General features: G+C 63.4%; 7 protein-coding genes and 3 pseudogenes. 7 read left to right on the top strand and 3 right to left on the bottom strand.

Annotation, left to right across the window (positions count from 1 at the left end; translation table 11 throughout):
* Nucleotides 1-3 precede the first annotated feature (3 nt).
* Nucleotides 4-1,146 (bottom strand): site-specific integrase, encoded by a 1,143-nt coding sequence (locus tag AWX74_RS09365; RefSeq protein WP_091273835.1) that lies wholly within the window; start codon nucleotides 1,144-1,146, stop codon nucleotides 4-6.
* Between the two features lie 1,096 nt (nucleotides 1,147-2,242).
* Between AWX74_RS09365 and AWX74_RS39455 the strand changes: the two genes are divergently transcribed.
* From AWX74_RS39455 to AWX74_RS09355, 3 genes are all read left to right on the top strand, one after another.
* Nucleotides 2,243-2,803, top strand: coding sequence for a hypothetical protein (locus AWX74_RS39455; protein ID WP_131799436.1), 561 nt, complete (start codon nucleotides 2,243-2,245; stop codon nucleotides 2,801-2,803).
* 237 nt (nucleotides 2,804-3,040) lie between these two features.
* Nucleotides 3,041-6,763 (top strand): CHAT domain-containing tetratricopeptide repeat protein, encoded by a 3,723-nt coding sequence (locus AWX74_RS09360; RefSeq protein ID WP_091273833.1) that lies wholly within the window; start codon nucleotides 3,041-3,043, stop codon nucleotides 6,761-6,763.
* A 191-nt stretch (nucleotides 6,764-6,954) separates the two neighbouring features.
* Complete coding sequence (locus AWX74_RS09355; RefSeq protein WP_193209834.1) at nucleotides 6,955-7,347, top strand: DDE-type integrase/transposase/recombinase; 393 nt, start codon at nucleotides 6,955-6,957, stop codon at nucleotides 7,345-7,347.
* A 46-nt stretch (nucleotides 7,348-7,393) separates the two neighbouring features.
* On the opposite strand, the gene AWX74_RS09350 is transcribed toward AWX74_RS09355, so the two are convergent.
* On the bottom strand, nucleotides 7,394-7,573 hold the full coding sequence (locus AWX74_RS09350; RefSeq protein WP_091273829.1) for a tetratricopeptide repeat protein: 180 nt from the start codon (nucleotides 7,571-7,573) through the stop codon (nucleotides 7,394-7,396).
* Here AWX74_RS09350 and AWX74_RS09345 point away from each other — a divergent pair.
* The 4 genes and pseudogenes from AWX74_RS09345 to AWX74_RS42830 all read left to right on the top strand — a co-directional run.
* A pseudogene (locus AWX74_RS09345) lies at nucleotides 7,539-7,874 on the top strand (DDE-type integrase/transposase/recombinase); the annotation flags it as partial. The gene AWX74_RS09350 and the pseudogene AWX74_RS09345 sit on opposite strands and share 35 nt — an antisense overlap.
* Before the next feature lie 102 nt (nucleotides 7,875-7,976).
* Nucleotides 7,977-8,421, top strand: a pseudogene (locus AWX74_RS09340) (DDE-type integrase/transposase/recombinase); the annotation flags it as partial.
* Between the two features lie 424 nt (nucleotides 8,422-8,845).
* Complete coding sequence (locus AWX74_RS09330) at nucleotides 8,846-10,780, top strand: TIR domain-containing protein (protein WP_091273827.1); 1,935 nt, start codon at nucleotides 8,846-8,848, stop codon at nucleotides 10,778-10,780.
* An 84-nt stretch (nucleotides 10,781-10,864) separates the two neighbouring features.
* A complete protein-coding gene (locus tag AWX74_RS42830) occupies nucleotides 10,865-11,461 on the top strand; it encodes a helix-turn-helix domain-containing protein (RefSeq protein ID WP_091273825.1) in 597 nt (198 codons plus the stop codon).
* Here AWX74_RS42830 and AWX74_RS09320 read toward each other — a convergent pair.
* A pseudogene (locus AWX74_RS09320) lies at nucleotides 11,385-12,005 on the bottom strand (IS6 family transposase); the annotation flags it as partial. The gene AWX74_RS42830 and the pseudogene AWX74_RS09320 overlap by 77 nt on opposite strands.
* Between the last annotated feature and the right edge of the window lie 142 nt (nucleotides 12,006-12,147).

Below are 12,147 nucleotides of genomic sequence, written 5' to 3'. Positions count from 1 at the left end.
ATACTAGAAATCTAGTTCTTCAAGTACTGATGCGGCCCCGGTCTCTGCTACCTTGCGCCCGAAGTAGCGGTCTTGGGTGAGGCTGACTTGGCGGTGGCCGAGTTGATCGGCGGCGGCACGGGCTGTAAGGCCAGCGTTGTCCATTGCTGAGGCGACGGACTTGCGGCCGACGATGTGGGAGGTCGCCCACTCCATACCGACGGCCTTGAAGGCGTCGCGTAGGTCGGCTTGCGTGTTCGACGGGTCGCGTAGTCCGCCGAGCTGAGCGGGGAAGATTGTCACGTCGTCCGGCTGGTTGTCGAAACGCTGCTTCAGGGTCCGGATCATCCAGGACGGGAGTTGCAGGCGGCGATGACCGGCCTTTGTCTTGGGCTTCGGCTTGTTGAACAGGCCTTGGCCCTTGATCCGTACGACGGTCGAGCGGATCTCGATCCAGCCCTCGTCGAGGTTCACGGCACCCCACGTCAGACCGGCGGCTTCGCCGATGCGGACGCCGGTGCTCATGAGGAGGTCGACGAACTCGGGGATGTCGCGCCCGACGGCCTTCGGGTCGTTCCGGAGTGAGACGCGCAGCTCTCGGAGCTGGTCGAGGGTGAGGGCCCGCGGCTGTTCCTTGGGGGTGGCCTCGGCGATCGGCCCGGCGTCGCGTACGACGTTGCGGTCAAGGGCGTCGTGACGGGCCGCGAGACCGCACATGCCAGAGAGGACGGCGCGGGTCTGCTTGGCGGCGGCCGGTCCGTGCTTCTCGGTGATGATGGACAGGAAGCGGTCGACGACGCCGACCGTCAGCTCCCGGATGCGTAGCTCACCGAGGCCAGGGATCACGGACTTGTCGAGTCGTGTCCGGTAGGCGGCGGTGGTGTTGGGGGAGCGGTCCTGGCGCTGGACGGACTCGTACCAGGCCTCGGCGAGAACGGCGACCTTCGCTTCGGCGGAGATGGCGCCGGTGCCGACGTCGACACGGGCGCGGTCCCGTAGGGCCGTGCGTAGGGCTTGCTCGGCCGCGCCCTTGGTCTTGGCGTGGCGTTCGACGAGCCGTGTGCGCCCGTCGAAGTCGCGGTACCGGGCACGTGCGCGGTAGCCGTCGCCGTACTTCGCCGTGTAGAGGTTGCCGTAGGTCCCGAGGTTCAGTGAGGGCCTGGCCACGAGGTCACCGCCGTCCGTTCTGGGCGCTTCGCCGATGTCTCTGACGGTAGCGTGGTCCCCACGGAAACCCCACGGAAATCAAGAAAAATCTTGCTAGATGATGATGGTCGCCGACTCGTGCTCGGGAGCAAGTTTCCCTAGTGGCAACAGGTTTTGAGGGCCCACGACGTATATCAATAGATGATCAATAGTAATCCGTCGGTCGTGGGTTCGAGCCCCACCCGCCCCACCAGCCGACCCTTGGGTGGGCGGCGCATGCCGCCTGGCCTGGGCGTTTGGCGGTTTTCATGTCAGGATTTGCGATGTTTTTACCTGATCGTTACATCAACGGTGTCCTGACCTGCGGGTTCGACTCCGGTCGTGGCGCGCGAGTCCCCGGCCGAACCACGGGTCAACTTCAGTCCGCGGCGGGTTCCGTCACCTCCGTCCGAAGACCTCCCAGCCGGCCAGTGCACCGAAACTCAGCCGCCCCGGACCCGGCCACCCTGCCGGCAGCACGAACCAACGACACGCCGCCACCCAGCCCGCCGGCAAGATCAAGGACGGCTCACCCCAACACAGCAGGCGAAACAGGCAAGTTAAACGACAAGTTAGAGGTTAAGCGACAACGCCCGAACAATCACTCCTGCTCGCGTTCTAGTCATACCGGGCATTGTGCGCAGAAAGCGCACCCTAGTTGCGCCATCGAGTATGTTGCAGTCCCCTGAGAGCACTAGGAAAACGATCGGGGCGCGCCGATCGTCTGGTGCCACCGATGCGCTTGACGGTCCGACCGGCGCCCCCCTTCAGGGGAGCATCGTATGGACATACCATGGGAGATGGAGATCATCGACCGTCCCAACCTCGCTGGTTGGAGTTTCAAACGTCGCGATGACCCGCCGGGATGGTATGTCGCCGGCCCCTGCCCCGGCTGCGGACATCCTGTCGACCGAACCTGGCCAGACGACGTATATCGCGGCGACCAACTGCGGAGCTCCGAACAGCGGACGACGACGCCTTCCGATCGGGTCGAGATCCCCATCCGATGCGTATGTAAGACCAAGCATGCCGACGGCGAGGTCGGTTGTGGCAGATCCTGGCAAGTGGATCTTATTCTGTGACCCCGGACATTGTTGGCGGAGCCGCACCGTCGCCGGCTGATCTCGACGCGGCCGACCGTGTCGAGAAGATGCGTGAAACCGAACTGGCTAGAATTCAGGCGCTTGCCGCGCGGTGGAGGGATGGACTGGCTGGGCTCATTGCTCTGTTGGCGGCGGCCGTCATCATCAAGGGTACGGATTCGGTGGCAGACCTGCCGACCTGGGCGCGGTGGTCGATCGGCACAGGGATATTGGCATCCCTGGTGGCCTCGATCACCGGCGGAATCTTCGCCATGCTTGCTGCCTACGGATGGAGTTCAGGTCCACAACCAGTAGGGTCCTTGACCGATCTCGACGAACGTCTGCGCAAATGGGACCGCGAGGTTTGCGACGCGGCGGCAGCTCGGCTTCGAACCGCCGTGGTGCTCACGGTGATCAGCCTGGGATTTGCCACGGTTGTCATTGGACTCACTTTCTTCGCGCCGACGAGAGCGAAAGGCGGGGTGGCGCCGGAATGCCTGCTGCTCGGATCCACAGGCTCAGGCGAGGTCGCTGCTGGTGGTGAGAAGGAGCACTAGCTGTGCGTCGCTCCGCGCTAACTAGAAAAATTGTCTGACAAGGACCGTATCGGGCCGTTTCCGATAAGATCCAACCTGATAATGGTTGGCATGTCGGCCTGACCGCGTCCGTGATCCTTAGCTGGCTGACTAGTCCGTGATCTAGCATGCGTCCGCACATCTCGGCCCTGTCGGTGTTTTCCGGAGCAGAATACCTTCATCTTTCAAGTCGAACAGCACCAGCACGTGGAGGTTGAAATGCGAGAGCAACTGTTGGCGCAAGTTGGGGCGCGCATCGCGAAGTTCACCGCCGACCGGAACGTGGATCTCGTGCTGGATCCAGCTGCTCTGGATGAGGTCAGTTCCCTGCTGGCGGTGGCTGCGCGGCCCGGCCCAGATCTTGAAGTGCTGAGTTTGGCCGGATGGCTTCACTGGTTTCGGTATCTATCCCTCGATGCCGGCGATGATCAGAATGATTTACGGCTCGCGGTCATCTTATTTGAAGAGGTCTACCGGGTTCGACCGGAGGCCGTGCCGACCCGAATTGGTAACCTAATGGACGGGCTTGGAAACGGCGGCTCAGATGAAGGAGAGCGGTACTACATACAAGGGTTTGCCGCTTTTCAGCAGTCGGTGAACTCCAGAGGAATCGCCCTCGCCGGTATTGCCGCTGACTGGCTGAGAAGGTCGGTTGCCGCCACCCCGTCCGGTCATGCGGAACGCGCCAGGAGATTGTCAGTTCTCGGCCTCGCCCTGCAGAGCCTGTTTGAGTTGGCTTGGTCGGCTGAGTTAGGTTGGTGGGCCGAGGACCTCGATGAGGCCATCACTGTCGGGCGCGACGCCGTCACGGCTACCTCCCTCGACGATCATAATCGTGCCAGACGGTTGTCGGACCTGGGAATAGCCCTGTGGGCGCGGTATGACATGGCGAAGTCAATGAAAGACCTGGACGAAACCATCGCCGTCCGTCGCGATGCTGTGACGGCTACTTCCCTTGACGATCACGAGCGCGCCGGACGGCTGTCGAACCTAGGTATCTCCCTGCAGAAGCGGTACGAGGTGGCCAAGTCGGCCAAAGACCTCGACGAGGCCATCGGCGCCTCTCGCGACGCCGTGGCGACCGCCTCCCTCGATCACCCTCTCCGCGCGGAGTTCTTGTCCAATCTAGGCTTTGCCCTGCGGTCCCAATATAGGCGTACCGGGTCGGTCGAGGATCTGGACGGAGCGGTCAGCGCCTTCCGAGATGCGGAGGCGGCCATTCCTGCCGACAACCCCGAGTGGCTGAGATACTCGGCGGACCTGGGCCTCGCCCTACAGGCTCGTTTTGAACGTACCGGTTCTTCAAATGATCTGGAAGAAACGGTGGGGATTTGCCGTGAGGTAGCGGCTGCGGCCTCTGAGGACCACCCTGACCGGGCAAGTTTTCTCTCACATCTCGGCGTTGCCTTGCAACTTCACTTCGACCAGGAGGGCTCGATCCAGGACCTGGAAGAAGCGATTGTCGTTAGCCGAGACGCGGTGAAGGCAGTTCCGGTCGGTCATCCCGACAGAACGATGTATCTGATGAACCTTGGCCTCGCCATGGAGAGCAGGTACGTGCGTACTGGGTCTCTAGTTGATCTCGATAACTCCATCGTTATTCTCCGGAAGGCCGCGACTGCTGCCGTGTCCGCTAGCCTGGATTCGGCGATGTACCTGTCAAACCTCGCTCTCGCGCTGAGGGTCAGGTTCGAGCGCCGAGGGTCGATCGAAGACCTCGAGGAGGCGGTGATCGCGTGCAGGGAGGCAGTGGCGGCCACCTCCGCTCACCATTCTGACCGGGCGATGCGTCTGTCCAATCTCAGCGTCGCCTTGCAGCTTCGCTTCATGCGGGAAAAATCGATCGGCGACTTGGAGGAAGCAGTCACTGTAGGCCGGCAGGCAGTGGCGGACATTCCCACCGACCACCCGAACCGCCGCGCAATTCTGGTGAACTTTGAAGTCGCCCTGCGTCTTCGATTCCAGAATGACGGGTCTGCCGAAGACCTAGAAGAATCTATCGCCGTGGGCCGGGACGCGGTAGCGGCTGTCCGCGTCGACGATCCCAACCGGGGAAAATATCTGGCTAATCTCGGCTCCGACCTGTTGGTTAGGTTCAAACGCTTCAAATCTATCGCGGATATCAATGGGGCCATCCACCTTCTTCGGGAGGCCGTGACCGCCGCCCCCGCCGATCACCCGGACCGGACCTTGTGTCTGTCGAATCTCGCTCTCGCCCTCCAAGATCGGTTCGATGCCATTGGGTCATTTGATGACTTGGACGCGGCCATCGTCGCAGGCCGAGAGGGCACTCATTCGACGACCGCGACGACCCGGCTAAGGGTACGAGCAGCGATGAGATGGGGCACATCTGCCGCCAAGAGGGAGATGTGGGATGAGGCGGTGCGAGCCTATGAGTCCGCGATCGGACTGCTGGGAGAGTTGGTGCCCAGGGACCTGGGGCGCGTTGATCAGGAGAGTCTTCTGGAAGTTATTGCTAGCATTGGGGTGGACGCTGCGGCGTGTGCTGTGCGTGCCAATCAACCCGGCCGCGCGGTCGAGCTTTTTGAGCAAGGCAGAGGGGTTCTTCTAGGTCATGCGCTGGACGACAGGATGGAGCTGACGTCCCTCGACAGAACTCATCCTGATCTTGCAAGGCGGTATGTCGAATTGCGAGATCTTCTGGACTTTCCAGCCGGCAGCGGAGCCGGCGATCGGCTGTCGGAAGGTAGCGGGAAGATGTCGGAGAGCCGAGAGGCGGTTGGCCGACGTCGTCGCGCGCAAAGAGCCGATCTTGATCGACTGATAACCCGGATTCGGCGATGTGATGGCTTTGGCGCCTTCCTGGCGTCTCCTGGGATCGCTGAACTAGCGGCCGCCGCTCACGGCGGGCCGGTCGTAGTGGTCACAGTATCCGAGTTTAAGTCGTACGCGCTGATCGTCACGACTGGCGGGGTTGAGGATACGGTCGAGCTGGCCGAAATGACCCCTGATATCGTGTTTAGCCATGTTTCGCCCTTTGTTGGGGCGCTGGAGGTGATAAGATCAGGGAAGGCTTCTCTCAAGGAGAAGGTAGCCGCCGAGAACCGGATCGCTCGAACTCTTCAATGGATGTGGGACAGCCTCGCTGGACCTATAGTCGAACTTCTTGAAAGTCGCGATCTACTCGGAGACGATAGCCGAGTTTGGTGGTGCCTATCAGGCTTCCTATCTTTCCTGCCAGTCCATGCGGCTGGATATCACGGCACGCGGTCTGATGCCACCCCATTGACCGTGATGGACAGAACTGTCTCCTCGTACACACCGACACTGCGAACCCTGATCTACGCTCGCCGTGATCGCGCCGTCGAAAATACTTTCGATGGCCCTCGTCACCGAGTCCTGGTTGCGGCGATGCCGACGACACCCGGCGCTTCACCGCTGCCTGGAGTAGCTCGAGAAGTGGCAGCGCTGGCGGACAGATTTTCCGGAAGGGTGCTAGTCCGCCAAGGGCCGGAGGTGACCTTCAAGAAGATATGCGACTTGCTCCCCGGAACGGAGTGGGTGCATTTTGCCTGTCACGGTGCCAGCTACCTGGATCGCCCGTCCGACAGCCACCTACTTTTCCAAGATCACGAGCAAAGGCCGTTTACCGTAGCCGATGTGGCGCGACTACGTCTGGATCACGCTGGGCTGGCCTATCTGTCGGCGTGCTCCACGGCCCGCCCCAGTGGCCGGCTTACAGACGAGGCTATCAACCTCGCGTCCGCGTTTCAGCTCGCCGGCTACCGACACGTCATCGGCACTCTCTGGCCCGTTAGTGACAACATTTCTGCCTGGCTTACTGGCGAGATCTACGCGGCACTTACCCGATCCAGGCCGGCTTCCCCGGCCGCAGCTGTACACGCTGCAACAAAGCGACTTCGTAATGAGTACCCGGACCACCCTTCCCTGTGGTCGTCCCACATGCATATCGGGTCCTAGCCGGAGGACTGTTTCAAGTTCGACTCTGGCTCACTTTCGGTGGTGACGGAGTGTGGTCTCCGGTGAGGCTTGAAGCTGGAAGGCGGCCGGTCCGCGCGACGGGCGCTGTTGCGGCGGCGGATTCCGCTGTCCTGCGGCGGCCGATCGGTCGTGATCGAGTGACGCGTCGACGTCGTGCCCGCCTACCGGTTTTGGCGTCGGAGTTCGCGGGATTCCGGTTCCCGCCGGAGATCATCGTTCTGTCGGTGCGGTGGTACCTGCGGGTCGCCCTGTCGTACCGCGATGTGGAGGAGCTCCTCGACGAGCTGCTCCCCGAGGCCTGCCACGTCGACGCCGCCCGGGAGAACAACCGGATCGAAGCCGACCACGGCCGGCTCAAAGCACGGCGCCGCCCGATGCGCGGGCTGACACGCCTGCGGTCCGGCCAGACCGTCAGTGCCGGACACGCCTTGGTGCAGAACATCCGACGCGGCCACCACGAGCTCGGGAGCGACACGCGCCCACAGTTGAGGCTGGCAGCCACTACCGACGGAGGGGGAGGGAGGGGTCCCGGCCGACGGTGGGTCGGCGGTAGACACGATTGAAGATCACCCGCGTTTGCACCTGGTGACACGTTTCTTACCAACACCCCTAGCCGCGGGAGGACTGTTCGTCGATCCAGCTGATGAGGCGTGTGGTCGTCAGGGTGTGGGAGTGGTCGGGGCCGAGGATCCGGCGCTGGCGGGTCAGGGTGTCCTCATCCAGCTCCCGGGCGGCCTGGTGGTGTCCGAGGGCACTGTACCGGGCCGTTGACCAGCACCGACAGGTCATGGACGTCCTCGCCAGCACGCGCCGCGACCAAGCCGCCGCCCGCCGGTTCTTCGTCCGGGTGCTGTCCCATGGCCGGCGGCCGGTGGAGGTCACCACCGACAAGGCCCCGGTCTACCCGCGGGTCCTTGACGACCTGGTGCCCGAGGCCTGTCACGTCGATGCGACCCGGGAGAACAACCGGATCGAAGCCAATCACGGCCGGCTCAAAGCCCGACTCCGGCCTATGCGCGGCCTGAAACGCCTGCGGTCCGTCCAAGCGATCAGCTCCGGCCACGCACTGGTCCAGAACATCCGCCGCGGCGTGGAGAGCCGGATGCCCGGGAACGGGCACGTCCGGTTCGGCGAGCGGTCTGGAGAAACGGACTGACGGCAATGTCAGTACCGCGCTCCAGGCCGACTCAACACCTACATCAAGGTCGCCGGCCGCTGGACCTACCTGTACCGGGCCGTTGACCAGTACGGCCAGGATCGACATCCTGGCCAGCGAACGTCGCGACCAGGCCGCCGCCCGGCGGCTATTCGTTCGGGCGCTGACGCACGGGCGCCGCCCGGTCGAGGTCCCTACTGACAAGGCGCCTGTCTACCCGAGGATCCTCGACGAGCTACTCCCTGGGGCCTGCCATGTCGACGCGGCACGGGAGAACAACCGGATCGAAACCGATCACGGCCGGTTGAAAGCACGGATCGGGCCGATGCGCGGACCGAAACAGCTGCGGTCCGTCCAGACGATCAGCGCCGGCCACGCCCTGGTCCAGAACATCCGCCGAGGCCACTACGAACTCGCCATCGACACCGATCCGCACCTGCGGCTGGCAGCCGCGTTCACCGAACTCGCCGCCGCTGTCTGACCGGCGGTCACCCGGGCCGGGCCGGGCCGCTGGCATGCCCAGCTTCCCCGCAATGCAACAGCGCCCTGGGCACGGCGTAGCACTGCGACCTCATGCCGCGGCACCACCAACTCGGTGTCCTTCGAGGCCGACGAACGACCGAGTAGCATCAACCAGCCGAACACCCGAACGAAGATCAGATAGAGCAGGCGGATGGACATAGCTGACCATCATGCCGGCTGCCGTACCGTCGCATCATCCCAGCTCACGGGCCCAGGCCGACTTCTGACACCCCACAGGACAATGCTCGGACGGCATTGCCGCGTGAGCCATCGGCGAGACGGCGAGACTACCGTGCACAGGCCAAGATTAGCGGATCGCACAGCAACGGCTACCATCGTCGGCGCGGCAATCACCGGCCGCTGACGACGCGACGGGGGATACGGTGGAACGGGCGCTGACCGGGGAACAGATCGACGCACTGGCCGAGCTTTTCAGCGACGCCCAGTCGGCGGCGATGCTGCTCGACATTGTCGGATTCCCACGCGCGCGGCAGCCAAACTGGGGTGACTCGACCCCGAAGCTTTTCTGGCACACCGTCGCTAGGCTGCTAGAACACGGCGTGATCCGAGACGGACCCGATCGTCTCATCGAGGAGGCCCGCAGACTGTACCCAGCCAACTCCCTCCTTTTGGCAGCAGGCGGGCGGCGTGTCGAACCCACGACGAGTGCCACACCTTCCGGAGATCCACCCGGCGATTCACCGACGCGGCACGGCGAGGATAACTGGGACTTCTTCATCTCTTACACGGCAATCGACCGTCCGTGGGCGGAGTGGATTGCATGGACGCTGGAGGAAGCAGGCTATAGCCTGCTCGTGCAGGCATGGGATTTCGTGCCCGGTTCCAATTGGGTTGCCGGAATGGATCGCGGCATGGCGCTCTCGCGACGCACCCTGGCAGTGGTGTCGTCTTCCTACCTCGAGTCGGTGTACGGCCAGGTCGAATGGCAGGCCGCCTTCCGGAGCGACCCCCGAGGAATGGCGCGCAAGCTAATCCCGATTCGGGTCGAGAATGTCCACGCGACGGGCGTCCTCCGCAGCATCGTCAGTATTGATCTGGTCGATCTCGGCAGGGACGAGGCCAGAGTGGCGCTGCTCACCGGAGTCAGGGGCTCACTCCAGGGACGCGCGAGGCCCCAGACCGCACCGGAGTTTCCTCCCGGCGCCTCCGACGGCATCCCGGATGGCATCGCAGCACCTCCGGTGTTTTCCCGGGAAGGGGTCGCCCCCCGCTTTCCGACGACGGTACCCGACAGTAGTAGGCCGGAATTTGAACTCGGCGATGTCTTCATCTACTCGCAGGTTCCAATCGTTACGTTCGTTCAGCAAAAACTGTTCATACCCTTCAAGATGAAACTACGCCAGCCGGGTCTCAGTATCGTCGTTGAGGGGGCGTCAGGTCTCGGAAAAACAACGCTGCTCAACCACGCGATAGAGCAGGACCGCACAAGATTCACCAAAGTTGATCTGCTGACCGCCAATGAACCGAGAGACGTCGAGAAGATCCGGACTATCGTGGATGACGGGCATGACGGCGTCGTAGTGATCGATGATTTTCACTGGCTGCCCGAGGATCTCAAGAAGCGTGTGGTCAGCTACATAAAGAAACTCGCCGACCGGCGTGCTGTTGCCGCCCCGCGGAACGATAAAATAGCGCCCAAGGTAGTGATCGCCGGCATCCCGGAAACAGCGCAATCTCTCATACGGATCAGCCACGATATCGCTACCAGGATCTATGTTCTAGAGCCCAAGCCTGCCACGCGCCGTGAGCTGAGCGCACTCATCGACCTCGGCGAGCGGGCCCTGAACATCGAGTTCGACGATCGCGAAGCAATCGTCGAAATGGCGTCGGGGAGCCTCGTGGGCGCGCAGCGATTGTGCTGGTGGCTGGCTGCGCTCAACGGAGTCGAGAGGACCGCGCGCAGCACCCAGCGGATCAAGACCAACATCGAGCAGGCCGCACGAGAGGTTCTTGACGAACTCAAGCGGATTTTCAGTGCGCCGGTAGCGGAATTTGTGACGCTGGACGGCGAGAACGAGTCGGTCTGCGTCGACCTCCTGCTGGCGCTGGGACATGATTCGCGGGGCGTTGTCTCCCTTGACGATCATAAAAAGAACCACCCCGGACAAGCCCGCGCGGTGGACCAGGTATTTATTGCCAAAGTATCCGAGAGGCTCGCAGCTAGCGCGACGGTTTCCAGGATTATCTACTATGATGCGCAGGCCCGGCGCCTCGCCGCGGACGACCCACAGTTCTGGTTCTTTCTGAAGCTGATCAACCGTGACTATCTTCTGGAAATAGCCGGCAAACGACCGTGAGATGGTTCTAAGGGATTCTTCTGGCCCCACCTACCGACTTGGGTTCTAACGGTGGTTGCAACACCAGTCACGAAAGGTGTTGCGATGACCGGATCCCGACCGAACGGGCGCAAGCGAGGCCCTGAGCCGCAGGCAGCCAAGCGTGATCACTACCATCTGCCGATGGCGCAGGGCGTGAGCAACTCGGCGGCGTGCCGGGAAGTCGGGATCAACCGCAGGACCGAGACACGGTGGCGCTACGGACGCACCAGCACCGACCAGGCCGACCGGACTTACTCATACCCGCCAATCACCGAACAGCCGCGGGCCCTGTCGTCCCGGTTCCTGTCCGAGGACGGACGGGTCCGCATCGCGGACCTGCGGCGCGCCGGGCACTCGCTACGGGAGGTCGCCCGCCAGCTCGGCCGCGCCCCTGCCACGATCAGCAGCGAGATCCGCCGCGCAACAGCGACCCCGGCTCGGGGGGGCATGAACGTCGTTACCGGACGCCACTCGCCTGCCCTTGCAAGTAGGCGAGGTTGTTCCGGGGGCGCTGTTGCGTTCCGAGGAAGCTGGGCATGCCAGCGGGCCGGGGCGGCGTCCGCCGGTCAGACTGCTGTGGCGTCAGCTGCGGGCTGCTGTCGATCCCGAGTTCGTAGTGGCCGCGGCGGATGTTCTGCACCAATGCATGTCCGGCACTGACAGTTTGGGCCGAACGCAGCCGTTTCAGGCCGCGCATCGGCCGGAGTCGGGCTTTCAACCGGCCGTGGTCGGCTTCAATACGGTTGTTCTCCCGGGCAGCGTCCACATGACAGGCCTCGGGGAGCAGCTCGTCGAGGATCCTCGGGTAGACAGGCGCCTTGTCGGTCGTGACCTCGACCGGCCGGCGCCCCTGGGCCAGCGCCCGAACGAAGAATCGCCGGGCGGCGGCTTGGTCGCGTCGTTCGCTGGCGAGGACATGCTGTTCAGCGGCCCGGTACAGATAGGTCCACCGGCCGGAGACCTTGACATACGTCTCATCGATAAACCACCTGGCACCGGGCCGGTGCCGACACAGCCGGGCCGCCTCAACCAGCAAGGGCGTGAAGCGCTGCACCCACCTGTAGACGATGACGTGATCAACCTGGAGCCTGCGTTCGGAGAGCAGCTCCTCGATATCCCGGTACGACAACGCGAACCGCAGGTACCACCGCACCGCCAGGACGATCACCTCGGGCGGGAACCGGAAGCCCGTGAACCCCGACACGGGCGCCGGCGGAGCGGCTACACCTCGACGCATCACCTGATCATGGTGGCCGCCAGTCTGAATGCCTCCCTGGCCGGACGCGACAGCGCCGATCGGCGGTTGTCGAAGCCCCGGCTCGGCGCAGGGCCGCGATTGTCGAGCT

Source organism: Parafrankia irregularis (genome assembly GCF_001536285.1).
GTDB classification, from domain to species: Bacteria; Actinomycetota; Actinomycetes; order Frankiales; family Frankiaceae; genus Parafrankia; species Parafrankia irregularis.
Note: the sequence above shows the minus strand (reverse complement) of the source record. Positions and strands in the feature narration are given on the sequence as shown.